This window comes from Shewanella avicenniae (assembly GCF_017354945.1).
Lineage (GTDB): Bacteria > Pseudomonadota > Gammaproteobacteria > Enterobacterales > Shewanellaceae > Shewanella > Shewanella avicenniae.
This window is the reverse complement of the sequence record NZ_CP071503.1, coordinates 2782454-2808211: the sequence shown is the minus strand read 5'-3', so window position 1 is coordinate 2808211 and position 25758 is coordinate 2782454. Positions and strand designations below refer to the sequence as shown.

Here is a 25758-nt window from a genome sequence, read left to right as displayed (position 1 = left end):
CCGAAACGTGCGGATTTTTCAAGGGATATTATCCGCGCAGGTTACCGAGGTAGTCTGGCAATGCCAGTGAAATCGCTGGAACATAAGTGATCAATACTAAGAACATTAACAGCAGCAGTAACCAAGGTACACAGGACTTAATTACCCAGCCGATACTCTTGCCCGTTATCCCCGCCGTCACAAAGAGGTTGAGCCCCACCGGCGGTGTTAGCATACCAATCTCCATGTTCACCACCATGATGATACCAAGGTGGATCGGGTCGATACCTAACTGAACTGCAATTGGGAACAAGATTGGCGCCATAATAAGCAGAATTGCAGATGGCTCCATGAAGTTACCTGCGGCCAGCAACAGCAAGTTCACGATGATTAAGAATCCCCACGCTGGCAATCCCCAACCTACGATGGTTTCTGCAATGGTGTGCGGAATACGCTCAGTAGTCAGTACGTGCGCGAACAGCATCGCGTTGGCAATGATGAACAGCAGCATGATGCTCACTTTGGCGCCATCACGTACCACGGTACGGACTTCTTTATCCGCTGGCGTTTTGATTAAACCTAACGCCATATGCCATAGGTTACGGCCAATCGCACTACCTAGGTTTTCACCTTGTTTACGCCAAGCCACATTCTTCAGTGGGCCGATATCACGGTAGCCAAACACAGCAACGGCATACGCGTAAACACAGGCAACGGCCGCGGCTTCGGTAGGTGATGCTACACCGCCGTAGATTGAGCCAAGTACAATCACAATCAGCATCAGGCCGCCGATCGCTTTGGCGCTGGAGATACCTAATTGTTTAAAGCCTGGGAATGGACGAGAAGGCAAACCTTTAACACGCGCGGTGATGTAAATCGCCACCATCAATAGACCGCCCATCATCAAACCTGGGATCAAACCCGCCATAAACATTTTGGCGGCTGATACTTCGGTTGCTGCTGCATAAACCAGCATCACGATTGACGGTGGAATAAGGATCCCCAGTGTGCCTGAGGTGGTGATAACGCCAGCGGCAAATTTCTCTGGGTAACCGGCTTTTACCATACCCACGATAACGATTGAACCAATTGCCGCTACCGTTGCAGGTGATGACCCCGATACCGCCGCGAACAGCATACATGCCATTACCGACGCCATTGCCAAGCCACCTTTAATGTGGCCGACGCTGTCCATGGCGAAATCGATAATACGTCGAGCAACACCGCCAGTTGACAGAAATGCTGAGGACAAAATGAAGAACGGAATCGCCAGCAAAGTGTAATGCTCTGACGCAGAGGCGTAGAGTTTTAACGCGATAGAAGCAAGTGAGTCGTTCGAGAACAACAAAATTGTCAGCATGCTGGAGAAACCAAGCGCAATCGCGATCGGCATGCCAAGCAGCATACAGAAGAATAAAACGATAAAAAGAGTCGCAATAGTCATGGCGTTACCTATTGATCTTGTTTGGTCTTAGAAGTGGCATCAGCGTTTTCTTCAGCTTTGATTTCATCCGCTAGATGCATACTTTCTTTTGCTTCATCGTGGAAGGCGAAGCCAAGAGAACGGTTGGTGATAATCGCGATCATTAATTCAACGAAGCGCCATGTCAGCATTACAAAACCAATCAACAGAATGCTTTGCGAAATCCACAGCGGTACTGCCGGATCTTCAGCGTCGATTTTCCAGATATCCCAGAGTTTATCTGGGTCAATGCTGTCAACCAGTGCTTTAGGAAGATGAAGATCTTCCATTGGAATACCCACAGCGTACATTTGAGATAAGTAATCCCAGCTGCCTTTTAAGAACAAGCCACAGTAGGCTATACAGATAGTGACGGCTATCAACGCAGTAACTTTTCGCCCAGTTTTGGGAAGTTTACTCACAAAGGCATCAACCCCAATATGCGCGCCCACTTTAACGCCATAGGACATACCAAAGAGTACAAACCAGCCCGCCAATGTCAGCGTCAGTTCCTGAATCCATAGAAACCCGGTGTTGAAGAAAAAGCGTGCAACTACTTCAACAAACACGAGGATGGTCATGAGGGAGATTGTCAGGTTGAGCACACCTTCCTCAAAGTAAGCGAAAATACGAGAAAGCATAATTCGATCCCCAGTCGGAAACGGGGGCTAATTCACCCCCGGGACATTTATAGTTTTACTTATTTGTTTGCTGCAACAGCAGCATCGATCATGTCTTTACCGATTTGATCTTCGAACTGTTTCCATACTGGCTTCATTGCATCAATCCAAGCTTGGCGTTCGCTGTCAGACAGCTCAACCACTTTAGTTACACCTGAATCAACGATCAGTTGACGGTCTTCAGCATTTTTGTCAGCAGCCAGCTTGTTACCGAAGGCAATTGCTTCATCCAAACATTGCTTGATCACTTTACGTTTGTCAGCAGGTAAGCCTTTCCAGAATGCAGAAGAGGTCACGACCATGTAATCCAAAACGCCGTGATTACTTTCAGTGATGTAAGACTGTACTTCATAGAATTTTTTAGAGTAGATATTTGACCAAGTGTTTTCTTGACCATCAATCGCGCGGGTTTGCAGCAGGGTAAACACTTCAGAGAATGGTTTTTTAACTGCAGTTGCTTGAAGGGTATCGAATTGAGCCGCAAGCACGTCAGAGGCCATTACGCGGAATTTTTTGCCTGATGCATCTTTAGGTAAGGTCATTGGATCGTTAGCAGAGAACTGCTTCATACCATTGTGCAGGTAACCCATACCTTCAATGCCTTTGCGCTTCATTGAACTCAGCAGTGATTGACCTGCATCGCTCGTTTGGAATTTTTCAACTGCATCCATGTCTTTAAACAGGAACGGCAGATCAAACAGTTGTAAACGCTTGGTGTAACGCTCGAACTTAGACAGGGATGGCGCCACAAATTGAACGTCGTTCAGCAGCAGTGCAGCCAATTCGTTGTTGTCACCAAACAATTGTGAGTTAGGGAATACGCTAACGGTATATTCGCCTGGTAAACGTTCTTCAACCAAGGCTTTAAATTTCAAAGCAGCTTGGCCTTTAGGTGTGTTTTCTGCAACCACGTGCGAGAACTTAATCTCTACCGGTTCAGCTGCAGCAATAAAACTTGTCGCCATTGCCCCAACAGCAAATGCTGCCATAGCGATAGTTTTCAGCGGTTGTGAGATAAAACTGATGTGCTTGGTATTTCTTATAGTCATCTTGGTTATCCTTCTGACACTTTTTAAGTTGTTTAGACACGTGCCCCATCACTACGTATCTGACCCGGGAAAACCACTAAATTCCCCAATGGTTGAAACACTAAAGGCAAGTTACAGGCCAATTTGTTTAACAGTATGTAACTCATTGGTTATTAAAGTGTAGGTTAATTGATGACCATCACACTATTTTATTATTTGTGCGAGATTTGAATCACAAATACGGTGTCAATGTGTGGATTTCCACACATCTGACTGGTTGTGAAAATGCCAAGTGTGATGCAGATCTTGTTATTGTGGAATTTTGCCCTTTTTGTTCGAGGGCTGATAGAATATCGGCCTTATCTTTCGCCTCAGCGTAGGCTTCTTAATAAATCAAGGTTTAAGCTCGATTATGACCATCAAGACGCGTTTTGCTCCTAGCCCAACCGGCTATCTCCATGTGGGCGGTGCTCGCACAGCCCTTTATTCTTGGCTACATGCTCGTGCCAATAACGGCGAATTCGTATTGCGTATTGAAGACACGGATCTGGAGCGTTCGACTCAGGAAGCTGTCGATGCCATTTTAGAAGGGATGGAATGGCTAAACCTGAATTGGGATGAAGGTCCGTACTACCAGACTAAGCGTTTCGACCGCTATAAAGAGTTGATTGGCAAAATGCTGGAAGAGGGCACTGCCTATAAATGTTACTGCTCAAAAGAACGTTTAGAAAAATTACGTGAAGAGCAAGCGGCAAAAGGCGAACGTCAGGGATATGATGGTTGTTGCCGTGATCATGCACCGCGTGACACCGACGAGCCTTATGTGGTTCGCTTTAAAAATCCGCTCGACGGTAGCGTAGTGTTTGATGATCACGTACGTGGACGTATCGAAATCTCTAACCAAGAGTTGGATGATTTGATTATTGCCCGTACCGATGGCACACCTACCTATAACTTCTGTGTAGTGGTTGATGACTGGGATATGGGCATCACCTGCGTAATTCGTGGTGAAGACCATATCAATAACACCCCCAAACAGATCAATATTCTGCAAGCATTGGGTGCTCCTATCCCTGAATATGCGCACGTGGCGATGATCCTTGGTGACGACGGTGCTAAGTTGTCAAAACGTCACGGCGCGGTCAGTGTGATGCAATACCGTGATGATGGCTACTTACCCGAAGCCTTGTTGAACTATTTGGTGCGTTTGGGCTGGTCTCATGGCGATCAAGAAATCTTCTCGATTGATGAAATGGTGCAGTTCTTCAAGCTGGATGACATCAACAAAGCAGCGTCTGCCTTTAACACAGAAAAACTGCTGTGGTTGAACCAACATTATATTAAGTCGGCTGATCCTGAATATGTGGCATCACACCTTGAGTGGCACATGAAAGATCAGAACATCGATACCAGCAATGGCCCAGCATTGAAAGATGTAGTGACGGCGCTTGCTGAGCGTGCCAAGACCTTAAAAGAACTGGCGGCGTCGAGTCGTTACTTCTATGAGGACTTTGAAGAGTTTGAAGAAGCTGCGGCTAAGAAGCATCTGCGCGGTGTTGCGTTAGAGCCATTGAAGTTAGTGCAACAAAAAGTAGCTGCACTCACTGAATGGACGCCTGAAGCAATTCATGACGCCATTGAAGCAACAGCGACGGAACTCGACGTTGGCATGGGCAAAGTAGGTATGCCACTGCGTGTAGCCGTTACCGGTGCTGGCCAATCACCATCTCTGGATATCACGCTGTTTCTCATTGGGAAAACCCGTTGCGAGCAAAGAATATCCAAAGCGGTTGAATTTGTAGCAAGCAGAATAAATTCCTAAAAAATGCGTTGACACATTTCGGTGTCATGCATAGAATGCGCCTCGCACTCAGGGACATGGCGGTGAAAACTTCCGGTTAATGGGTGTGAAGCGACCACGGGGCTATAGCTCAGCTGGGAGAGCGCTTGCATGGCATGCAAGAGGTCGACGGTTCGATCCCGTCTAGCTCCACCAAATTGGTCGCAGTCCAGGGTCCCCTTCGTCTAGAGGCCTAGGACACCGCCCTTTCACGGCGGTAACAGGGGTTCGAATCCCCTAGGGGATGCCAAACTCTCTAACAGGGCAGAGTATAAAGCCAAGTTCTTCGGCAGCGAAGTAAAACACGGTCCATGGGTCCCCTTCGTCTAGAGGCCTAGGACACCGCCCTTTCACGGCGGTAACAGGGGTTCGAATCCCCTAGGGGATGCCAAACTCTCTAACAGGGCAGAGTATAAAGCCAAGTTCTTCGGCAGCGAAGTAAAACACGGTCCATGGGTCCCCTTCGTCTAGAGGCCTAGGACACCGCCCTTTCACGGCGGTAACAGGGGTTCGAATCCCCTAGGGGATGCCAAACTCTTTTTAAGCGGAGTATAAATGCTTAAGTCCGGGGTCCCCTTCGTCTAGAGGCCTAGGACACCGCCCTTTCACGGCGGTAACAGGGGTTCGAATCCCCTAGGGGATGCCACATTTTCTGAAGTTTTGTGTTGAACAGAATTTCGGGGCTATAGCTCAGCTGGGAGAGCGCTTGCATGGCATGCAAGAGGTCGACGGTTCGATCCCGTCTAGCTCCACCAAATCGTTTGTCACTTCGTTAAAAAGTGAAGTCCAGGGTCCCCTTCGTCTAGAGGCCTAGGACACCGCCCTTTCACGGCGGTAACAGGGGTTCGAATCCCCTAGGGGATGCCAAATTTAAAACCGCCTTTACGGCGGTTTTTTTATGCTTGAAATTCAACTGGATGACATGGCCACTTTGCATCTATCGAAGATCTCGGTGATTTGGGTAAGTAATCTGTTGTCATTGCTTGTCATCATTGTTACTCATTTCTACCTGTTGTGCTGGGGTAACCTGTATTAATCCAACCACGACCTTATTACGCCCTTGATCTTTGGCTTGATAAAGGGCTTTATCTGCGCGTTCAATTAGATATTTAAAATTTGTTTCATCGCTTCCCCTTTCTGTCACACCAAAGCTTGCACTGATATGTCCGACAGTGGGTATGTGCTGTTCTGCAATCGCTTGGCGTAACTTCTCAGCTAACACATTGGCTGCTTTGCTATTAGTGTTTGGGCAAATCACGATAAACTCTTCGCCTCCCCAGCGCCCCACACAGTCTGATTTGCGGCAATAGCTTTGCAGTAATCGCGCTAAATGCTTGAGCACTTGGTCACCTTCAAGGTGACCATAAGTGTCATTGATTGATTTGAAATGATCGATATCGAGTAATATCAGCGATAGCGCGCCACCATATCTACGTGAACGTTCAACTTCTATTGCCAACATGCGGTCGATGTGCAGCCGGTTATAAAGACCAGTTAATTGGTCTTTAATCGACAGGTCTTCAGCTAACTTTCTGGCGGTAATGTCTTGACTGATCTCCATATAACCGACGATTTGGCCAAAGGCATTAACGCTAGGAGAGTAGGTCGACGCGAGCCAGTAGCATTGACCCGACTTGTCTCGATTTTGTATTTCTCCATGCCATGTATCGCCTCTGAGTAACGCTTTCCAAAGCGCCTCATAGTAGAACCTTGGCGTATCTGGATGGCTTAGCATCTTGTGGGTGTTACCAATAAGTTCTTCTTTTGAGTAACCGCAGAGTTTACAGAAAGCACTCGATACGTCAGTAATGACGCCATTGAGATCGGTTTCCGAGGTGATAATGTACTGGTCAATTAAGTTTAAATGATGCTCCGACTTGATTTGACTCAGCTGTTGCTCGGTAACGTCTTGAACCGTGCCCATCGTGCGTTTTGGTTTGCCATCTATTGAAAAAACCGTCTGGCCAATTTCTCGAGCAAACTTAATGCTGCCATCCGAAAGCACGAATCTGTGGGTTACGTCGTAAGGTTTTTTTGTCCTAATGGATGTTTGGTAGATATCATCGAAGGCCGGCCTATCGTCGGGATGAATCGACGACAGGTAAAGGTTGAGAGAGGGTTTTACTTTCTCGCGATCTATAGAAAAAATCGTATAGATTTCATCTGACCAATATAGCTCTTGGGTGATGTGATTAAATTCCCAATGGCCAATTTTGGCTAACGCTTGCGCCTGACTCAGTTGGTAATTGAGTGTTTTGAGTTGCATGTTATTTCTATAGGCGTCGGAGATATCGCGTATCGTGCCCACTCGCAACGTCACATTACCTTCGTCATCCAGCATGGGTTTCGCGGAGGATTCGAGTCGCTTGCGTATTCCATTCGGCAATTGTACGCAGTAATCGGTTCGAAACGAGCCATTAGTGTCTAGTGCATCTTGAATTTCTCGAACGACTCTCGCTCTATCATCTTCCACGATATAACTTTGCCACTCTTCGAAGGATAAAGGCGCCTTGACTTCAAAGATTTGACACATTTTATGATCCCAAATGGCTTTCCCTGAGCTTAAATCCCACTCCCAAATCCCCATGTTGGCGGATTCTGCGGCCACACGAAGCTTTAACGCATCAATATTGCTTAGTCGCCGCATTTGATTGAGATGGGTGATGTCTTTCACTGAGGCATAGATATAGGGTTCGCCATCAAGATCAATTAGTTTTGCGCTTATTAGTGCATCGTAAGTGTCGCCATTTTTGGTTCGATGCTTGGTTTCAAACAGGGAGGTTTCATTGTACGACAGTGATTTTACTAGGAGATCTATTTCCAGCGCAGATAAGCCACAATCCCAATCGGCAATGCGCAGGTTGAGCATTTCTTCATCGGTGTAGCCTAAGCGTTGCCTGGATAAATCACTGTAAAACTTTAATTTTCCATCTCGGGAGATTATCTGCGTTCCATCCGGCGAGTTACGAACAATTTTGTCAAATGTTTCATTGGCTTTAACTAACTGCTGTTCGTTTTCTTTAAGCTCTCTAAAGATAGGCAGAAATAGAAACAGGTATTCCAAGGACAAAGTGACAATTGAGCCAACTAAAATGAGTAGTTCACGTTCTAACAGTTGTGTGCTGATAACTTCTGCATCGCGTTGATATTCATTGACTGCTGCGTCTAGTTTCTTAAGAAGTTCATCTGACGTTTTTAAGGTGTTGTTAATATCAAAATCATCCGCACCGAAGGTCAGCCTTTTCGTCGTGTCAATAAACACTTTCAATGTTTCATCTATAACGTAAGGCTCAGAAAAAAAATATTTTTCGACTACTGACGTTGATGAATTATCGAGAATGAATTCGTGGTTAGCTAACATTTCTCGAAGTGCGTTAGATACCTCTCTTTTTGCGGTAAGCTCATCATTTGAGCGTGATGTCATGGCATAAAGCGTCGCGCGTTGCGACAGCATTCGCTGTTTGCCGCTGATATTAATCAGTTCTGCATAAGTGCTTTCCTCTGATATCAACTGCTCCATCGTGACATAGGCGAGTGCGACCCACCCTACAATCGTCATGAAGAACAGCAGGTAGAAGTTGCGAATGTTGCTCAAGCGACTGCGAGATCTGGACACGTTTAAACCTGAAAGCTGGCCACGATACTATTAATAATAGTTTAGCCATCCAGAAGTGAAATAAATTTAATGATAGCAATAAGATAGTGAGTTTTAATTCGCTTTTTCGATTGCGAATTGCAATTAAAATAGAAAAGGAGTGACGTTATCCCTGTATTAACTTTCAGCGGTTCGCCTTCGGCGACAATTAACGTCGGTTCTCGATATAAATTTCCTGCAACACGCTGATAAAACCCTACTATCATTAGAAAAAGACCAGCGAATAGGTGAACCTCAAATGTTTAACAATCTAAGTGTTGGGAAAAAGATATGGGGCAGTTTTGCTCTGGTGTTTTTCATTTTTCTTATCATCAGTATTGTGATGGGTGTTAGCCTTTCCAATCTGAAGGCTGATGTTGACACAATTAGCAGCAAAAGTTTGCCTTCAATCAGTACGCTCAAATCGATTCAAGTGGTGTTAACTGATATTCGTAAAGATGAGTTCTCGTTAATTCCTAACGCTGAAAATCCCCAGTTGGGTAGTTGGCTGGATGATTTAGATAAAAAAAGAGCCTTAGTAACGACGAAAATAACTGAATATGAGTCGTATCCTCTCACTGCGGCAGAGATTCAAGCTTTAGATAAATTCAAGCAGAATTGGCATAGCTACCGTGAAGCGACCGCCAAATACAATCAATTTATGCTGAGTGGGCAGCTACAGCCTGCCAACGATGCGGTACTGAATAGCTTTGGACAATATACTGCGGCAATGAGCACTTTAAACGACGCCATCAAAGTCAATATGGACGCCATACACGAGATTGAAACATCGGTGGCGGAGGGGTTGAAAACAACGACCTTAGTCTCTGCTATTGGTGGCATTATCGTGATTGCCGTGATTGTCCTTGCCTCGTTAGGCCTTATTCGCTCTATTCGCCAACCGGTTCAGCGAGCATTAGCGTTTGCATCCGCAATCGCTAGTGGCAAGCTGAACACTCGATTAGATGAGCGAGATCTTGGCCAAGATGAGTTGGGTAACCTGTTGCGCCAAATAGCAAAAATGCAAAAAAATCTTAATGAATTGGTGACGGAAGTTAATGACGCCACGATTCAACTGACATCGGCGGTTGAAGAGGTAAGTGCAATTTCTTCTCAAACTGCGTCAGGCATGCAGAGTCAGCAAATGGAATTGAGCTCCGTAGCATCGGCGATGACACAGATGCAGGCCGCGGTTGCTGAAGTCGCGCAAAACACTGAGCAGGCGGCCGCTGCGGCCAATAGCTCAGCGAGTAGAGCTCAGCAAGGTAGTCGTCAACTCCAGCAAATGATGAGCGTTATCGCTACGGTGTCTAAAACCATCAACGAAACTGGCCACATAGCCGGAGAGTTAGAAGCAAGCTCAAACGATATTAACGTTGTGGTTGAAGTGATTGGTGGAATTGCAGAGCAAACAAACTTATTGGCATTGAATGCGGCCATTGAAGCGGCTCGCGCTGGTGAACAGGGGCGAGGCTTTGCGGTAGTGGCTGATGAGGTTAGAAACTTAGCCCAACGTACTCAGGATTCAACCAAACAGATTGTTGAAATTGTGGGGCAGCTACAACAAAAATCCAAACTGATGGGAAATTCAACTGAACTCTGTCGTGAAGGTATCTCTGAGTGTGTGAAGCAAGCACAGAATACAGAAACGCAAATAGGGGATATCGAACATGCGGTGTTGGAAATCGCCAATATGAGTACCCAAATTGCTACAGCGTGTAGCGAACAGAATGCGGTATCAGAAGACTTGAATAGAAGCGTGGTACAAATCAATAGCGCATCTCATGAAATGGCAGAAGGTAGCTCGCAAACCGCGATTGCCTGTGCTGAAATCAGTAAGTTAGCGCATGGGTTACAAGATAATTTGGCGAAATTTGAACTCTAATAAGCTATTCTATGTTGTCGGTAATAAGACCGGACCCAATAGTGTGGTCCGCTTTTTTATCAATTCACCACGAGTACGCTAAGCCATGGGAAATGTTCGCGTAAAATCATCAGTTCGCTTTGCACGATCTCATCATCTAGCGTGATTTTTAGCTGGCCATCTTGCTTAACACTTCGGCCAAAATGCCAAGTGCTGATGTAATCTAAAAGTGTTTCCATACAAATTGGCGCTTCCTGCGGATAGTTTAGCGTTATCGTTTTCATAACATCATTCCATCGCAGACTTTAAGAATAGAGCGTCTTAATGTTGCAAATGTAATACATATGTTATTAGGTGGCAAGCCAAATCATACAGAGCCTAAACAGCTAACTACACTATGGAGCCAGATAACGACGTACTACGTTGCCAATGCTTACATCACTTAGTCAACGCCCAAGAATCCCCCAGTTTGTCGCTGCCAAAGCTGAGCATAGATACCTTGTTGCGCTATCAACTCTTTATGTGAGCCTTGCTCAACAATTTGACCTTGATCTAGCACGATCAATCTATCCATCGCTGCAATCGTAGATAATCGGTGGGCAATCGCGATAACTGTTTTGCCTTCCATTAACTGGTATAGGCTTTGTTGGATAGCGGCTTCAACTTCAGAGTCGAGTGCAGAGGTCGCTTCATCAAGTACCAGAATCGGTGCGTCTTTGAGTAATACTCGCGCAATCGCGATCCGTTGACGTTGGCCACCTGAGAGTTTTACGCCGCGCTCACCAACTTGTGCATCAAGACCGCGATTTCCATGCGGGTCGGTCAGTTGTTCAATGAATTCATTTGCTTGCGCCTTTTCTATCGCACTCAGCATCTCCGCGTCAGAGGCATCCGGGCGGCCGTAAAGAATATTTTCACGAATGGAGCGGTGCAGCAGTGATGTATCTTGGGTCACCATGCCGATATTTGAGCGCAGTGAATCTTGGCTGACATCTTTGATATTTTGGCCATCAATTAAGATGGCGCCTGATTCGATATCATAAAAACGCAGCAACAGATTCACCAAGGTTGATTTGCCCGCGCCAGAGCGACCGACCAGGCCAATTTTTTCACCTGGCCTTATCGCTAGGTTTAAGTGCTTCAGCACACCGTTTTTTTCACCGTAATCAAAGCACACATCATTGAATAGAATGGCTCCTGCGCTGATGTTCAGTGGCACCGCATTGGGATCGTCGGTGACATTGGCTGTTTGCGATAAGGTATTCATGCCATCGGAGACCGTGCCTAAGTTTTCAAATAAGGCGCTGACTTCCCACATGATCCATTGCGACATGCCATTTAGGCGCAATGCGAGGCTAACGGCGATGGCAATCGCCCCCACGGTAATCGCGCTGTCCATCCACAACCAAATTGACAGCGCCGCCACGGAGAACGCCAGAAGATAGTTTAATACCTGTACGCTAACGTTAATGCCGGTGACCAAGCGCATTTGGCGGTATACGGTTGCCAAAAACTCACGCATGCTGCTGCGCGCATAATTGGCTTCTTGCTGTGTGTGGGCGAACAGTTTAACGGTAGAAATATTGGAATAACTATCAACGATACGACCCGTCATGGTTGAACGTGCATCGGCTTGTTCGCTGGCCACAGCTTTTAAGCGCGGAATGAAAAACCATTGCAGCAAGATGTAACAAGTGAGCCACAACGCCATAGGGATCACCATCCGCCAATCGGCTTTAGCCATCATCACCACCATCGAGGTGAAATACACCAAGATGTACATCAGCACATCTAACAGCTTCATCACGGTTTCGCGTACGGCTAACGATGTCTGCATGACTTTTGTCGCCACTCGCCCAGCAAACTCGTTCTGATAAAAGGAAATGCTTTGTCTGAGCAGGTATTTGTGCGCCAGCCAGCGAATCGCCATGGGGTAGTTGCCTAACAAGCTTTGGTAAACAATCAGCGCATGGAGTAGGGTTAATAGCGGAATAAAAACTAACACCAGCAGCCCCATGCCGATCAATGTTGTTCCTTCTTCCGCCAACAAAGTCTCAGGGTTTTTGGTTACTAGCCAGTCCACTAACTGCCCCATAAAACCAAACAGCGAGACTTCGAGCACCGCGATCGTAGCGGTGAGCAGTGACATCAGCAGTAATGGCCGCTCAAATCCTTGAGTGTAATGGCGGCAAAATGCCCACAGCCCGCGAGGAGGTTGGCTGGGCTCAATATTAGGTAGTGGTTTGGTCCAAGATTCAAATAGACCGAGTAAGCGATTTATCATGACAAATTTAGTTATTCAATGAGACAACCTAGGATAACGGATATGTTGAATGCATGGCAGGTCAAATTGTCAGCAGAGTTTACCGTGAGCAAGTTCATTGCCGAAATCCGCTGGTTTAAGAATAAGATGTTGGCTAACCTGATGCTATTCATATCGTTAATGAATTCTGCTTATGAATAAGGCAACTCACCCAATGTATCAGCAGGCTAGGTTAAGCCGCGATCCGCGTTTTGATGGTGTGTTTTTTGTCGGGGTGAAAACGACCGGCATTTATTGCCGGCCCATTTGTCCAGCGGTGTTGCCGAAAGAGCAAAATGTAGAATATTTTGCCAGTGCTGCCGCAGCTGCCTTCGTAGGATTACGGCCTTGTTTACGCTGTCGCCCGGAGAGTGCGCCCGGTTCTCATGCGTGGGTGGGAAATGACACAACCTTAAAACGGGCGGTAACGCTGATTGAACAAGCTGCGTTGGATAGTGACCATGCACTGTTACTTGAGCCATTATGCGAACGGCTAGGCATCTCTTCACGTTATCTGCGCCATCTATTTGCTGAAAAACTCGGTGTGTCACCCACTAAATATGCCAACTATTGCCGCTTATTATTTGCTAAGCAATTGTTGCACCAGACAAATTTGTCGATTACCGATGTTGCCTTTGCATCAGGTTTTAGAAGTCTCAGGCGCTTTAATGAAGTGTTTATGCAGCAGTTATGTTTGACGCCGTCAGCATTACGCCGTAATGCTGATTCGGATGCTAATCGCGATGTTCATGCTCTCACACTCACCATGAGCTATCGTCCGCCTTATGACTGGCATGCGTTAGTGGCTTTCTTTCAATTGCGAGCAGTTGAAGGGATGGAATGGTTTAGCGAGGATGGCCAGATGGGGTATGGTCGCACACTACAGATAGGTAGGGCTGAAACCCGTTTGCGTGGTGCATTTTTTGCGTATCAACAGCCAGAGCGGCATTGCTTGCACGTCAAGATTAGCCTAGAAAACGACGCCAATTTGCGTTTGTTACCCCAGCTAGTCCAAACGATCCGCAGAATTTTAGACGTCGATGCTGAACCGCAGGCGATCATGCAACGTTTGTTGCCGCTAGTTCATTTAACACCTTCGTTGAGTTTAACTGAGGGAACGCGTATCGCCGGGGTGGCTTCAATGTTTGAAGCGGGGGTTCGTGCCATTCTCGGGCAGCAAGTCAGTGTGACACAGGCCATTCGTTTGTTGAATCAATGGGTCATCAGCACAGGTGAAAAATATCAGATTGGCGCGCAGCAGCGGTTATTTTTCCCTGAACCGGCAATGGCATATGCGGCCGATATTGCGTTGCCAATGCCGCAATCACGGCGAAATACCCTTCACGCTTTGTGTCAGTGGTGTCATGAGCACGATGATCATCAAAGCCCAGAGCAATGGCTTGCGATCAAAGGCATTGGCCCATGGACGGTCGCCTATGCAAAAATGCGTGGCCAAAGTTGGCCCGATGTGTTGCTAACGTCTGATTTGGTGATAAAAAAGCAGCTCCAATTGTTACGTGATTCATCTGCTTTAGCAGATCGTGAATTTGAACATTGGTTAGTTGAACAAGCCTCCCCGTGGGGAAGCTACTTAACTTTTATGTTGTGGCGTAATGCTACGCAATCGAGAGATTAATCCTGTGAACAAGTCCTTGTTAAAGCTTGGTGCTAACCCTGCGGCGATCGCCTGTTTATCGATGCCAACTCCAGTGGGCGAAATCTGGATGACAGCCAGTGAGTTAGGGCTTTGTTCGCTCAGGCCTCTAGCCCCTGAATCGCTTACTCAAACTCATGCTAATGTCTCTTTAGCGACTCAATGGTTGGAGATGGCCGCAGCAGAAGTTGATGCCTACTTTAGCGGCAACTGCCAACGCTTTACTGTGCCGTTAGCGCCTCAGGGCACAGCGTTTCAACAAGCGGTTTGGCAGCAACTGCTTAATGTTCCTTTTGGTCATACAAGCACTTATGGTGAGCTTGCGGCGAACATGGGCAAACCGAGTGCGGCAAGAGCGGTGGGGGCTGCGAATGGTGCCAATAAAATCGCCATTATTATTCCGTGCCATCGTGTTATTGGTAAGCAAGGAAGCTTAACGGGCTATGCTTGGGGGATTGCTATGAAGCAGCAGTTGTTGCAGCTAGAAGGAATTTATGCGTCAAATTTATGCAGATAATCAATGTTTATAATTAAGAATTAGGTTATCTTCGCCACCGTTTAGCCGTAAACGGACGTAAAAGATGGAATTCATCAAGTTGGAAAGTGGCTTAGCCCTTTCAGCAAACGCGCAGTCGCGTAATATTTCAGAAATAGTCTCCCAACAAACATTTCATCACTGCATTTGGCTGACGGATAACGTCGAGAGTTTAACGTCAGAGTTATCTTCACAACTTCAAGTGGTTGTATTCCCTAAAATTGATTCTCCTGACGACAGTGTATTAGCTGCAGTAGTTGAAGCCATTCAATCGATAAAAATTGATGAAGCCTTAGTTGAACAAACAGCGGTGTTTGCCTGTTCATACAACTTGTTAGGTGTTTGGTTTGCTTATTATTTGATGGAAAACGGGGCGGCACCTGTTCATGCCGTCGCACGTGTTCGCGCCATGTTTGAACAGTGTTTTGTTGAAGATGGCTGGGATCAATTTGTGTTTGACGTGTTATATCGGTTACAAGCATAAAACTTGTGGATGAGATCATGCTACTTTGGGCTGAACTCTCAGCTTATTATGCTATGCTAAAGCCAAGCTGTTCTCGGGATGAAATCATTGGATCTTTATGAAAAATAAGGCGAATCAATCACAAGGGTTACTCCTGTTTCATCTGTCTGCACGGCAGATGTTTGCCATGGGCACATTAAAGATCCGTGAGCTCATTCCATACAAGCCGCTTAATCATTTGCCTAACTCTCATCCTGCGATAAAAGGCACTGCATCATTCCGTGGCCACACCATTCCTGTAATTGATATGGCCGCAGCGGTTGGTTATCGACCATTAGCGGAAGAAGAGTTGCGTCAAACCTATATCATAGTGACCGACTGCCAACGTATGATGATCGGTTTTTTGGTACGCGGTATTGATAAGATTATTGAGTGCAATTGGCGAGACATTGAGTCTCCACCGAATAATTTGGGCCATAGTGCGTTATTGACTGGCGTTACGCGTTATGACAATCAATTGATCCAGTTGCTTGATATCGAATTGCTTCTGGCGAAAATATTCCCGCAAACCAGCACGAAAGCCGCGACGGTGACCGACGTGCAGCGTGAACAACTCAAGACGATGCGGATTCTTCTAGTGGATGACTCGAGTGTCGCGCGTAAGCAACTGAGTGATGCGTTAGACTCGCTCAATGTGCCGTACGATGTAACATCCAACGGTAAAAAGGCATTGGATATTATGGAGCAGGGTGCTCTCGATGGCCGTCCGGTTACGCTGTTAGTGAGTGACATTGAGATGCCTGGGCTTGATGGCTACGAACTGGCATTTGAAGTACGAGATAATCCAGCGTTAGCCAAAGCCTACATTATTTTGCACACATCGCTTTCAAGTGAAATCAGCGTAAGTCAGGCTCACCAAGTTGGCGCCAATGAAGCACTTACAAAATTTGATGCCCATGAGTTAGTCCAAGCGATGCTGCGTGGAGCGAATCAGGTCAACGGTTAAAAACAGTTATCTTGCTGTGATCTCATTTCCTCTTTGATGACGCTGGACAACAGCGTCTATCTTCGATAAAAACGTTATTCTCTGGCGCCCGCCATTAAGATAATAACATTAGGCAACTTCATGAACTTATTCTCAACCTTGTTGGCTCGGATTGCCAACACGAGTCTAGTACTGCAGATTTTTATCGGGATTGTTGCGGGGGTTATCCTTGCCCTCGTTGCTCCTGATTGGGCGATGAATATCGCGTTTCTAGGATCCCTGTTTGTTGGCGCATTAAAAGCCATCGCACCAATATTAGTGTTTCTGCTGGTCGCGGCTTCTATTGCAAATCAAAAGAAAAATACCCAAACCAATTTACGCCCAATCGTGGTTTTGTACTTGATTGGTACTTTCTGCGCGGCGATTGCTGCGGTATCGGCGAGTTTTCTGTTTCCTTCAACGCTGTTATTGCAAACGGGCGAACAATCGATGTCTCCACCTCAAGGGATAGGCGAGGTGCTGCATACTTTGCTGTTCAAGATGGTGGATAATCCCGTTAATGCGTTAACCACAGGTAATTACATTGGCATTTTGGTGTGGGCCGTAGGGCTTGGAGTGACGCTGAAACATGCCAGCGATGCGACCAAAAACGTATTTGCAGACATCAGTCATGGGGTCGCTGTGATGGTACGTTTCGTCATCCACCTCGCACCGATTGGGGTCTTTGGTTTGGTTGCAGTATCTATTGCAGAAACGGGGTTCGCCGTGATGCAAAGTTATGTGCATCTTTTATTGGTGCTGATCGGCACTATGTTGTTTATGGCGTTAATTGTGAACCCGCTTATCGTGTTTATCAAAATTCGTCGTAACCCATATCCATTGGTGCTGAAATGTTTGCGTGAAAGTGGTGTCACCGCGTTTTTCACCCGCTCTAGTGCGGCCAACATCCCAGTGAACATGGCGTTGTGTGAACGTTTGAAATTACATGAAGACACTTATTCAGTCTCTATTCCTCTGGGCGCGACCATCAATATGGGCGGGGCGGCAATTACCATCACGGTATTAACGCTCGCCGCGGTCAACACCTTAGGGTATAGCGTTGATATGCCAACGGCGTTGTTACTCAGCATTGTGGCGGCCATTTCCGCGTGCGGTGCATCTGGGGTTGCTGGTGGCTCGTTATTGCTGATTCCGCTGGCGTGTAGCTTATTTGGGATCAGTAATGACGTGGCAATGCAAGTTGTGGCCGTGGGCATGATTATTGGCGTGTTGCAAGATTCAACCGAAACTGCGTTGAATTCATCTACTGACGTAGTGTTTACTGCGGCGGCCTGTATTGCAGAAGAAAACAAACAAGCGCAGTAACTCCCTGTCTGAATCGAGTCACTGAGATAGTGAAAAGGCCAATGCGATTGCTTTGGCCTTTGTAGTTTGTGCTGTAACGCTATGCGCTAAGCGGCAACGCAATAGCGGTTGCGGCCATCATGTTTGGCACGATAAAGCGCTTGATCTGCGGCTTCAAAAAATTGCTCAGCGGATGGCGCTGAACGTTTGTCAAACACACTAATTCCGATGCTGCAGGATATCAGGTTTTGCTGCAAAAATGGGTTGTCAGCGGTTTGCTGCAACACCCGTTCGGCAATCAATTGCGCTGATTCCAGTTTACCTTCAGCGATAATCACAAACTCATCGCCGCCTAATCTAAACGCCTGATCCGATGAACGTATGGCATGTCGTACGATCTCTGCAAACAGCACTAACGCCTTATCACCTTCGCGGTGACCTTTACTGTCGTTGAGCCGCTTAAAGTTATCGAGATCAAAGATCAATAAGCTGACTTGGTTATTGGTTGAACGCTGTGCCCGCGCCGTTGCATTTTTAAATGCTTGGTTGAACATAAAGCGGTTACCAATCCCTGTTAGCGAATCTAGCATCGCCTGCTCAGCCAATTTTTGATGGCGATAGGCGTTGGCCAATGGCTGGCATAATAAAGGCTCAATCGTGTCGAGTTGCGCTAACTCACTAATGCTCAGCGGCATAGATAAAAAGTAATCTAACTGAACTGCACTATTATTAATTAACACTGTTCGGCTAAGTTTGACGCCTTTACTACGTCCCCATTTCAGTGGTGTAGTGAAATCGCGCAGCGTAAGGCCTAAAAGCGGCAATGCCGACTGCAGCTGTTTGCCATAGCTGGCAAATACTGTCCGCGGGTCAAGACTTGCGTGTAGTCGTTGCAACGTAACTAACATATCAAGTTGCTGCTTGTTATGGCTGATTGGCGTCTCTGGCCAGTAAAAGGTGTCAGCGTATCCTTCGGCTGTGTGTAAAAAATCCATCAAGAATACTCCGTAGTAACCTGCTTGATGGTTTCAAAGCAATATGTGTGCCGAATTGCTAAGTCATAGATTTGCCTTCAAAGAATGCTCGCTTATGCTTGAACGGGCAGTCAAAGAAGTGTGTCGCTGACGGCTTTTTGACAGGGCTATTTTCTTCTAAGGAGTTGGGTGAATGGCGCACCAGATGTTGACGCAATTGCTGATGATGTTGCTGATTGCCATGTTGACCATGGTGCTACTACGGCGGCTTAAAGTGCCTCCTTTGCTGGCCTACCTACTCACTGGGGTGATCAGTGGCCCCGCAGGATTTAACTGGATCTCTCAAAATACCATTCATTCGGCCGCTGAACTTGGCGTGGTGTTATTGATGTTCACCCTAGGGCTAGAGTTTTCCATTCCGAAATTGTGGTCGATGCGGCGAACTGTTTTTGGCTTAGGCTGTATTCAGATGCTACTCACCACCTTACTGGTTACTGCGCTGACCTTAGTGATGATTAATGATTTACATCAGGCATTGGTCATTGGCTTTGCCGTAGCGCTGTCATCAACCGCGATTGTGCTTAAGTTACTCAGTGATAGCGGCCAGTTGGCGCATCGTCATGGTGAATTAGCGGTGAGCGTGTTGTTGTTTCAAGATCTCGCGGTTGTACCTTTGTTGATCATGATTCCGTTGTTGGCGGAAGCCAAACCCGGCGAGTTTATGCCGCTGCTTACCGTGGCCTTAATCAAAGGATTAGCAGCGTTTGTTGTACTGATGTCGGTCGGTAAGTGGTTACTTCCCAAATTGTTTGATGAAGTTGCGCGTTCGCGGATTAATGAGCTGTTTGTGTTGTCGGCATTGGTGGTGGCATTGACTGCTGGTATCGCCACTTATTGGCTGGGGCTCTCAATGGCATTGGGCGCATTTTTAGCGGGCATGATGCTAGGTGAAAGCCAATATCGGAGGCAACTTGAAGCGGATATTCGACCGTTTAAAGATTTGTTGATGGGGCTATTTTTTATTTCCATTGGCATGTTAATGGATATCGGTCATCTAATAGAACTCTGGTGGCAACTGATATTACTGACCATAGGGTTAGTGTTGCTCAAAGCTCTGGTGATCATCGGTTTGATGCGATTAGCCGGCGAAAATCTTAAAACCTGCTTTGCCACGGCAGCATCGTTAGCGCAGATGGGCGAGTTTTCTTTTGTAATCTTAGCGCTGGCGGTTAACCAACAGTTGTTACTCAGTGAGGTTGCTAATCTGTTGGTGATGTCTGGTGTGTTATCCATGGCGATAACGCCGTTGTTAATGCGTATTGCGACGCGTAAGCACTCACGGTTTTCATCCGGCAAAATCGCCTCAACGCCAGATGGCTTTGCTGCTGGTGACACCCAGGTACTTATTTTAGGCTTCGGCCGTGTCGGTCAAGTGATTGCTCGCTTTTTAAAACAGCAACAGATCAGCTACCGTGCACTGGATTATGATCCTATGCAGGTCTATCAAGGCCGGGCTGCGGGTGAACCACTGTTTTTTGGGGATTCGTTTAAGCGCTCGATTTTAAAGCAGGCGGCGATTAGCCACGCGCAAACCATCATTATTACCTTCGGGCAACATCCTCATATCGATAATTTGGTGGCGCTTTGTCGCCAGTTGGCACCGAACAGCAAAATCTTGGTGAAAACTCGCGATGACAAACCCATGAATCAATTAAAGCAAGCCGGCGCGGATTTGGTTATTCCGGAGGTGTTAGAAGGGAGTTTGATGTTGGTTTCGCAAGTATTGCATCATTCAGGGGTGCCATTAAGCCAAATTTTGCGTTTGCTAGAAAATGAGCGCCGCCATCAATATCCCTATTTACATGGCTACTTTTCAGCCCGAGCAAGTGATCTGACCTATGAACAGTTATTTGCGTTACCGTTGGCGGCAGGTGCTTATGTGGTCGGCAAAACCGTAATCGATATTCCGTGGGATACCCTTGATATTAAGTTAACCAATGTGCGTCGCGCGGGTGTTGAGCAAGAAGTCGATGAGCAATGGCAATTTGCTACCGGTGATATCCTATTGCTGCAAGGTGTACCGAAAAAGTTAGAGCGAGCAGAGCAGTGGTTGCTCACCGGTTTATGAGTTTATTGATGGATTTGGTACCTCAAAAAACTGTTGTAACTGCGACATTTGCTGTTGTGCATCTCGAAATCCGAGATCAATGAGTGCACTGGTAAATTTCTTCTCAAATAACAGATACGACACAATACTTGAGTCTGACTGACTGTTAATACCAATCAGGCCAAGTAAGCGTCTGATCGCAAATGGAAGCTCCATATAGTAGCGTTTGGCTAAGTCGCTCAGATCTTCACTCGGTTTAATCACTAAGGTCTCAATAGGCCTAAGCTCAGCAATATTGCGTTGTTTTTCAGGGATCAAGGCTAAGGTACCGTTGATGCGACGAAGCCGTTCTAAATCGCTATTGAGGGTATCCGAAAATATGGTATCCAGCAGGTGACCCGCAATCGTTGCTGTTTTGGGATGATATTCCAGTTCCTTTGGAAGGTGCTTATGCGGACTTTCTAAGTTGATCACCAGGATTTTGTTGGCACCAAGATGAATTGGGCAGGATAACGGCGCTAACTGATGCACCGAACCATCACCGTAGTACCATTTGCCGAGTTTTATCGATGGAAACACCATCGGAATTGCTGCACTGGCCATGAGGTGTTCGGTATTTAAACGCGATCTCACCCCACTGCGACGCGCACGTTGCCAGTTACTGATGTCTTCTCTCGCTTGAAAAAAGCTCACGGAGTGTGAAGTGTTATAGCACGAGGTATCAATACTCAAGGCTTTAAGGTAACCATTTTGAATATTGCGATCGATGCGCTCAAAGTTAATCAGTTGATTGAGTAAATGCCGTAATGGGTCATTATCAAGTAAGCTCCCCGCATCGGTACTGCCCAGATCTGTTTGCATGCCTTTGAGCAGAATTTTGCCCAAATGACGCAATACCAGCGGAATCGATGAGTGGTAGATGCGTCCGGTGTCTAGATGCTGCCATACCCACTCCAGCTTTTTTACGCCAAGATGAAAGCAAGAGGCATGTGTCGCCATTGCCGTGCCGTTAATCGCCCCAGCAGAAGTCCCACAAATGATACTAAATGGAATGGCATGGTTGCGCGGATAGTGCTGAACTAGTGCTTTAAGCACGCCTACTTGATAGGCTGCCCGAGCTCCACCACCCCCTAACATCAGCGCTGTGCTATTCAACGAAGGTAACCTCTAATTTCTTATTGTTCTGATCTTAGTTTAGTAAATTATCAGAATATCAGCGCTACGGTATAGACCAAGGTATCAACTTGAAACCGTTAAAAATCTTTGTGCGTGTATATAGAAAAAGAGAACAACCCACGTAATAACGCATGGTTGTTCCCTTTTAACGGGAGCGCTACTCGTCCATTAAGGGACTACGGTAGCTTCCGGTAGCGTAAACGTTACCGTTTGGTTTTGGCCCGCTATCAATTCAATTTGTTGAACTTGATCAGATGGATTTGGGATAGTTAAATCATCAAATTGTTCTGGATCGTCATTTCCGGCGGTGCAACTATAAGCCAGCGTATAACTGCCTGTGGGAAGATAGCCAAACTCAAAAGCACCAATACCGCTAGTAGTGTCATAGTGAATCGGTGCGGATGCGTAAGGCGCTGTAGCTGTAGTTGTTGCCATGTCTGGGTCGTATAGGTCTCCAAGGTCAGTTAACCCTGTGCCTTGGTAGAGATAAACAAAATCGCCGAGGTGCGCTTGTTGTTCTTCCGTAAACTCCGCGCCGTTGCATCCTAGTTCATAGGAGAGTTCAACAGGTACAGTGCCTTGAACCGTTGCCACAGCAGCGTTATTAAGAATTTTTACCCCATGAGGTTTGAGGTTGTAGCGCTGCCCGTTCTGGTTCTCAACAAGTGACTGACGCAGATCAAATTCAATGGTAAATGCCTGAACACTGTCAGCGCCTACCGTAAACCCGCCGAGTTGCAGCTTATTACTCGGTTGTTTCAGTGGAATTTGTCCATTCTGGTCGACAACAAAGCTCAAGTCTGACCCTGTACTTTCGTCAAGAATATGCAAAATAAGGTTATCGTAAGTCCCTGTCGGAATGAGTTGGTCTGATACAATCAGAGTGCTATCACTGCCTTGATATTGCAGCAGGTCAACTTGTCGGAAAGTGCTACCGTTCTCGCCGCTAACGTCTAGTACAATGTTGTCTTGGCCTGCACGAACCAGTTCAATTTGATCAAATGCAATAACCACTTGGTCGGCACTATCGACAGGCGCATCAGAAACAGCAAAAGACACCTTTGCCATTTGTGGTTGTTTGATATCGTTGTCATCGCTACCGCCACAAGCTGTGAGAACTAAAGCGGAAGCCGCTGTAAGCAGTAAGTTACGCGTGGATGGTTTGAGTTTCATTGGATCCTCCAGTTGGCTCAATTTATCCGGGGCAGTGTCGCATTCGACACCTTAACGTTTCCTGTATTAGTTTACATTTGTATATTTCGTGTAACTGAAAAAGCGCTTAATAAGCCATTTAATCGCTATGATATTTTCTAATATCCCCATAGCAAAAATGTCTAAGCACTGAACAAAAAACTAAAATGGCGCAATGTAAAATAGGTAACACTTTGAGTTATAAAGTTTATTTGCGAAAATTTGAAACGTTGTCGAATCAGCAACAAGCCATGATGCGCCAGCAGCTTCCGCCAGCAGAGTTAAACCGCATTAATCAGTTTTCTCAGCCAGCCAGACAGGCCGTGGCGCTGCAAAGTCGCTATTGGTTGCGACACTATTTGTCGCAATGGGCGGAATTGCCCCTGTCAGATTGGCAATTTGAACTTGGACAACAAGGTAAGCCGCAGCTTGTGGCGACCCAGCAACAACAGTATGCATTGCACTTTAATATGAGCCATAGTCGCGACTATCTCGCAATTGCCATCAGTTCGCGAACCTCGGTTGGGGTAGATGTGGAGCAGCCAAAATCCCGACGCAATGTTGCTGAAATTGCTCAACATTACTTCTCAACTGAAGAGCAACAGTTTCTTGCTAGTCTGCAAAGCGAACAGCAGCCCGCTATGTTTTACCGCATGTGGGTATTAAAAGAAGCTGTATTGAAAGGACTGGGGGTTGGCATTAGCGGCTCGCTGGGACGTTACGACTTTGCTTCATTACTTGCGCAGGCCCCAGCGCTGACTCAGCAGCAATTGTTGTCGATAGGTGAGCTAAACGATGATACTGGTCGACATTGGCATTGCTCGTTGGTGGATGCGTATCCTGAATTTATGTTGGCCGTTAGCGTACAAAAACAACATGAGCCACCAAATTGGCAGCTCATTGATGATACTCAAGCGTTAGCTTAACTTTTTACCGTTAACCCATGCCTGATGAAGGCTGCGTTATCGGTTATGGTTATTGCCGAGCGAGGCGGTGTTTTTCTTTCAGCTGTTCAAAGTCGCTTCTAAACGGGTTGATATCGAGGCCACCACGTCGAGTATAACGGGCATAAACGGTTAATTTGCTGCAATGACAGTGTTGTTTCAAATCGCTAAATATTCGTTCAACACATTGCTCGTGAAACTCGTTATGCTGCCGAAATGAAATCAAGTAGCGCAACAAGCTTTCACGATTAATCTTTGGCCCTTGATAACGGATCATCACACTCCCCCAATCAGGTTGAGAAGTGATTAAACAGTTAGATTTTAACAGATTAGAGCTGAGTGTTTCTGCCACCATCTGCTTTTCATCGGTGCTGTCAATTAACCAATCCGATGAGAAGCTGTAATCCGTTATCTCAATGTCGAGGTCATCAATACAGTGGCCAGCTAATTCGCTTACACGCTGAGTGCTGAACTGTTTGGGTTCAATGAGCGTGATTTCAACCTTGCCCGCTGCACATTCACTGAGGTCTTTCGTTAACACTGCTTTTAGCGCATCCACAGACTCAAATTTTGTTTGGTTGAGACTATTGAGATACAGCTTGAAAGATTTGGACTCAATAAGATTCAGGCTATGGGCGTCAACTTCCACTTCCGCAAGCGCCACCATAGGTTTGCCCTTGCTGTTCAGCCAAGACAATTCATATGCCGTCCACAAATCAACACCATGAAATGGCAGTGGCTCAGCCAATGCAATCGCATCCCGATTGAGTGAACGCGGCACGGGTTGCAATAATTCTGGCGCGTAATGCTGTTGATAAGAAACTGATTTTCCTAGCGTCAACTCCGCCAATTCCGGTGCTTGCTGGTACGGATCTGAATGAGGATTTTGTGACATTCCAAATGATTCCATGCAAAATATGCGCTGATTATATCGTAATTTGAGGAAAGATCAGGTGTCTTGCCAAACTGCGCTGCGTGAGTGGTTAAAAGAATATTCGCAAAGTTATCAGTCGGAATTGAATGAGTTACCTCGCCACTACAGCGCCGGTGAACAGTCTCGTGCTCAACTTGTTGAAGACGAAGCTGAACCAGTACAATGGCGTTTTAGTGACCGCGATGAGTTGGGGCGCTTTGCTAACATAGAGCAAGCATTGTCGCTGTCATTACACTCAGATATTGAGCAGTTCTATGGCAGCGTATGGGCGGGGCCATTGCACTTTGATTCACGCTGGGGCGTTGGTGAGTTAATCCAAGTGTGGAATGAAGATGACTTTTTGCGGTTACAGCAAAATATCATCGGTCATCTGATGATGAAGCGTAAGCTCAAACAGCGGCCAACTTGGTTTATCGGGTTATTGGCCGCTGGCGAAGATATGATCTGCGTTGATAATCAAGATGGTTCGGTTTGGCGGGAGAAACCCGGCGATGAACCCAGCGAAAAACTGGCGGATTCTATCGCCGATTTGTTGCAATCAGTTACACCAAGAGTGACGTCCGCCGTTGAATATGATTGGCCTGATGAACAGCTTACTGATCATCCTGGCATTATTACTAGTTTAAAGCGGATGTGGCGCAATCTTTTCCCGCAAAAATAAA

The 25758-nt window shown here is 46.5% G+C and carries 21 protein-coding genes and 7 tRNA genes; 18 read left to right on the top strand and 10 right to left on the bottom strand.

Going from position 1 to position 25758, the window contains the following annotated elements; genetic code table 11:
* Positions 1–28 precede the first annotated feature (28 nt).
* The 3 genes from JYB87_RS12450 to JYB87_RS12440 are packed head-to-tail and all read right to left on the bottom strand — an operon-like array spanning position 29 to position 3170.
* The gene (locus tag JYB87_RS12450) at positions 29–1423 is read right to left on the bottom strand and encodes a TRAP transporter large permease (protein WP_207353806.1); all 1395 of its coding nucleotides are present in this window, start codon (positions 1421–1423) and stop codon (positions 29–31) included.
* Between the two features lie 8 nt (positions 1424–1431).
* Positions 1432–2082 carry a TRAP transporter small permease gene (locus JYB87_RS12445; protein WP_207353805.1) on the bottom strand — a complete coding sequence of 217 codons (651 nt, stop codon included), beginning with the start codon at positions 2080–2082 and terminating at the stop codon, positions 1432–1434.
* Between the two features lie 59 nt (positions 2083–2141).
* The gene (locus JYB87_RS12440) at positions 2142–3170 is read right to left on the bottom strand and encodes a TRAP transporter substrate-binding protein (protein WP_207353804.1); all 1029 of its coding nucleotides are present in this window, start codon (positions 3168–3170) and stop codon (positions 2142–2144) included.
* Positions 3171–3561: 391 nt separating this feature from the next.
* On the opposite strand from JYB87_RS12440, the gene gltX reads away from it, so the two are divergent.
* The 8 genes from gltX (at position 3562) to JYB87_RS12400 (ending at position 5856) form a co-directional block, all read left to right on the top strand.
* Entirely contained in the window at positions 3562–4971 is a 1410-nt protein-coding gene (gltX, locus tag JYB87_RS12435; RefSeq protein ID WP_207353803.1) for a glutamate--tRNA ligase, read from the top strand.
* A gap of 98 nt (positions 4972–5069) precedes the next feature.
* A tRNA-Ala gene (locus tag JYB87_RS12430) sits at positions 5070–5145 on the top strand.
* Positions 5146–5163: 18 nt separating this feature from the next.
* Positions 5164–5239: transfer RNA gene (locus JYB87_RS12425), tRNA-Glu, on the top strand.
* A 65-nt stretch (positions 5240–5304) separates the two neighbouring features.
* Positions 5305–5380 (top strand) — tRNA-Glu (locus tag JYB87_RS12420).
* A 65-nt stretch (positions 5381–5445) separates the two neighbouring features.
* A tRNA-Glu gene (locus tag JYB87_RS12415) sits at positions 5446–5521 on the top strand.
* Between the two features lie 38 nt (positions 5522–5559).
* Positions 5560–5635: transfer RNA gene (locus tag JYB87_RS12410), tRNA-Glu, on the top strand.
* A 33-nt stretch (positions 5636–5668) separates the two neighbouring features.
* A tRNA-Ala gene (locus tag JYB87_RS12405) sits at positions 5669–5744 on the top strand.
* 36 nt (positions 5745–5780) lie between these two features.
* A tRNA-Glu gene (locus JYB87_RS12400) sits at positions 5781–5856 on the top strand.
* Positions 5857–5965: 109 nt separating this feature from the next.
* Here JYB87_RS12400 and JYB87_RS12395 read toward each other — a convergent pair.
* The gene (locus JYB87_RS12395) at positions 5966–8605 is read right to left on the bottom strand and encodes a diguanylate cyclase (protein WP_207353802.1); all 2640 of its coding nucleotides are present in this window, start codon (positions 8603–8605) and stop codon (positions 5966–5968) included.
* A gap of 277 nt (positions 8606–8882) precedes the next feature.
* Here JYB87_RS12395 and JYB87_RS12390 point away from each other — a divergent pair, with 277 nt between their 5' ends.
* Complete coding sequence (locus tag JYB87_RS12390) at positions 8883–10508, top strand: HAMP domain-containing methyl-accepting chemotaxis protein (protein ID WP_207353801.1); 1626 nt, start codon at positions 8883–8885, stop codon at positions 10506–10508.
* Positions 10509–10567: 59 nt separating this feature from the next.
* Here JYB87_RS12390 and JYB87_RS12385 read toward each other — a convergent pair whose 3' ends face one another.
* Both JYB87_RS12385 and JYB87_RS12380 read right to left on the bottom strand, forming a co-directional pair.
* Entirely contained in the window at positions 10568–10771 is a 204-nt protein-coding gene (locus JYB87_RS12385) for a hypothetical protein (RefSeq protein ID WP_207353800.1), read from the bottom strand.
* Between the two features lie 158 nt (positions 10772–10929).
* Complete coding sequence (locus JYB87_RS12380; protein WP_207353799.1) at positions 10930–12771, bottom strand: ABC transporter ATP-binding protein; 1842 nt, start codon at positions 12769–12771, stop codon at positions 10930–10932.
* Positions 12772–12813: 42 nt separating this feature from the next.
* Here JYB87_RS12380 and JYB87_RS12375 point away from each other — a divergent pair, with 42 nt between their 5' ends.
* From JYB87_RS12375 to sstT, 6 genes are all read left to right on the top strand, one after another.
* On the top strand, positions 12814–12951 hold the full coding sequence (locus JYB87_RS12375) for a hypothetical protein (protein WP_207353798.1): 138 nt from the start codon (positions 12814–12816) through the stop codon (positions 12949–12951).
* On the top strand, positions 12944–14425 hold the full coding sequence (locus JYB87_RS12370) for an AlkA N-terminal domain-containing protein (RefSeq protein WP_207353797.1): 1482 nt from the start codon (positions 12944–12946) through the stop codon (positions 14423–14425). The genes JYB87_RS12375 and JYB87_RS12370 overlap by 8 nt, the downstream gene beginning before the upstream one ends.
* A gap of 4 nt (positions 14426–14429) precedes the next feature.
* Positions 14430–14960: a methylated-DNA--[protein]-cysteine S-methyltransferase gene (locus tag JYB87_RS12365; protein ID WP_228729856.1), complete on the top strand. Its 531-nt coding sequence runs from the start codon at positions 14430–14432 to the stop codon at positions 14958–14960.
* Between the two features lie 79 nt (positions 14961–15039).
* Positions 15040–15462 (top strand): hypothetical protein, encoded by a 423-nt coding sequence (locus tag JYB87_RS12360; RefSeq protein WP_207353795.1) that lies wholly within the window; start codon positions 15040–15042, stop codon positions 15460–15462.
* Between the two features lie 97 nt (positions 15463–15559).
* Complete coding sequence (locus JYB87_RS12355; protein ID WP_207353794.1) at positions 15560–16447, top strand: chemotaxis protein CheV; 888 nt, start codon at positions 15560–15562, stop codon at positions 16445–16447.
* A gap of 120 nt (positions 16448–16567) precedes the next feature.
* Complete coding sequence (sstT, locus tag JYB87_RS12350) at positions 16568–17791, top strand: serine/threonine transporter SstT (RefSeq protein ID WP_207353793.1); 1224 nt, start codon at positions 16568–16570, stop codon at positions 17789–17791.
* A gap of 86 nt (positions 17792–17877) precedes the next feature.
* Here the strand turns inward: sstT and JYB87_RS12345 are convergent, their stop codons facing one another.
* Positions 17878–18765, bottom strand: a complete 888-nt coding sequence (locus tag JYB87_RS12345) for a GGDEF domain-containing protein (RefSeq protein ID WP_207353792.1) — start codon at positions 18763–18765, stop codon at positions 17878–17880.
* Positions 18766–18937: 172 nt separating this feature from the next.
* On the opposite strand from JYB87_RS12345, the gene JYB87_RS12340 reads away from it, so the two are divergent.
* Positions 18938–20872: a monovalent cation:proton antiporter-2 (CPA2) family protein gene (locus tag JYB87_RS12340; RefSeq protein WP_207353791.1), complete on the top strand. Its 1935-nt coding sequence runs from the start codon at positions 18938–18940 to the stop codon at positions 20870–20872.
* Here the strand turns inward: JYB87_RS12340 and JYB87_RS12335 are convergent.
* Positions 20867–21988 (bottom strand): patatin-like phospholipase family protein, encoded by a 1122-nt coding sequence (locus tag JYB87_RS12335; RefSeq protein ID WP_207356692.1) that lies wholly within the window; start codon positions 21986–21988, stop codon positions 20867–20869. The genes JYB87_RS12340 and JYB87_RS12335 overlap by 6 nt on opposite strands.
* A gap of 207 nt (positions 21989–22195) precedes the next feature.
* Positions 22196–23200, bottom strand: a complete 1005-nt coding sequence (locus JYB87_RS12330; RefSeq protein WP_207353790.1) for a DUF4382 domain-containing protein — start codon at positions 23198–23200, stop codon at positions 22196–22198.
* A 212-nt stretch (positions 23201–23412) separates the two neighbouring features.
* Between JYB87_RS12330 and JYB87_RS12325 the strand changes: the two genes are divergently transcribed.
* Entirely contained in the window at positions 23413–24144 is a 732-nt protein-coding gene (locus tag JYB87_RS12325) for a 4'-phosphopantetheinyl transferase family protein (protein WP_207353789.1), read from the top strand.
* Between the two features lie 49 nt (positions 24145–24193).
* Here the strand turns inward: JYB87_RS12325 and queF are convergent, their stop codons facing one another.
* Entirely contained in the window at positions 24194–25057 is an 864-nt protein-coding gene (gene queF, locus JYB87_RS12320) for an NADPH-dependent 7-cyano-7-deazaguanine reductase QueF (RefSeq protein WP_207353788.1), read from the bottom strand.
* 58 nt (positions 25058–25115) lie between these two features.
* On the opposite strand from queF, the gene syd reads away from it, so the two are divergent.
* Positions 25116–25757 carry a SecY-interacting protein gene (syd, locus tag JYB87_RS12315; protein WP_207353787.1) on the top strand — a complete coding sequence of 214 codons (642 nt, stop codon included), beginning with the start codon at positions 25116–25118 and terminating at the stop codon, positions 25755–25757.
* Position 25758: the final 1 nt, after the last annotated feature.

Coding starts and splice junctions, on each gene's coding strand:
- JYB87_RS12450 (WP_207353806.1), bottom strand. CDS start 1,423: ATGACTATTGCGACTCTTTTTATCGTTTTATTCTTCTGTATGCTGCTT.
- JYB87_RS12445 (WP_207353805.1), bottom strand. CDS start 2,082: ATGCTTTCTCGTATTTTCGCTTACTTTGAGGAAGGTGTGCTCAACCTG.
- JYB87_RS12440 (WP_207353804.1), bottom strand. CDS start 3,170: ATGACTATAAGAAATACCAAGCACATCAGTTTTATCTCACAACCGCTG.
- gltX (WP_207353803.1), top strand. CDS start 3,562: ATGACCATCAAGACGCGTTTTGCTCCTAGCCCAACCGGCTATCTCCAT.
- JYB87_RS12390 (WP_207353801.1), top strand. CDS start 8,883: ATGTTTAACAATCTAAGTGTTGGGAAAAAGATATGGGGCAGTTTTGCT.
- JYB87_RS12385 (WP_207353800.1), bottom strand. CDS start 10,771: ATGAAAACGATAACGCTAAACTATCCGCAGGAAGCGCCAATTTGTATG.
- JYB87_RS12380 (WP_207353799.1), bottom strand. CDS start 12,771: ATGATAAATCGCTTACTCGGTCTATTTGAATCTTGGACCAAACCACTA.
- JYB87_RS12375 (WP_207353798.1), top strand. CDS start 12,814: ATGTTGAATGCATGGCAGGTCAAATTGTCAGCAGAGTTTACCGTGAGC.
- JYB87_RS12370 (WP_207353797.1), top strand. CDS start 12,944: ATGAATAAGGCAACTCACCCAATGTATCAGCAGGCTAGGTTAAGCCGC.
- JYB87_RS12355 (WP_207353794.1), top strand. CDS start 15,560: ATGAAAAATAAGGCGAATCAATCACAAGGGTTACTCCTGTTTCATCTG.
- sstT (WP_207353793.1), top strand. CDS start 16,568: ATGAACTTATTCTCAACCTTGTTGGCTCGGATTGCCAACACGAGTCTA.
- JYB87_RS12345 (WP_207353792.1), bottom strand. CDS start 18,765: ATGGATTTTTTACACACAGCCGAAGGATACGCTGACACCTTTTACTGG.
- JYB87_RS12340 (WP_207353791.1), top strand. CDS start 18,938: ATGGCGCACCAGATGTTGACGCAATTGCTGATGATGTTGCTGATTGCC.
- JYB87_RS12335 (WP_207356692.1), bottom strand. CDS start 21,988: ATGTTAGGGGGTGGTGGAGCTCGGGCAGCCTATCAAGTAGGCGTGCTT.
- JYB87_RS12330 (WP_207353790.1), bottom strand. CDS start 23,200: ATGAAACTCAAACCATCCACGCGTAACTTACTGCTTACAGCGGCTTCC.
- queF (WP_207353788.1), bottom strand. CDS start 25,057: ATGTCACAAAATCCTCATTCAGATCCGTACCAGCAAGCACCGGAATTG.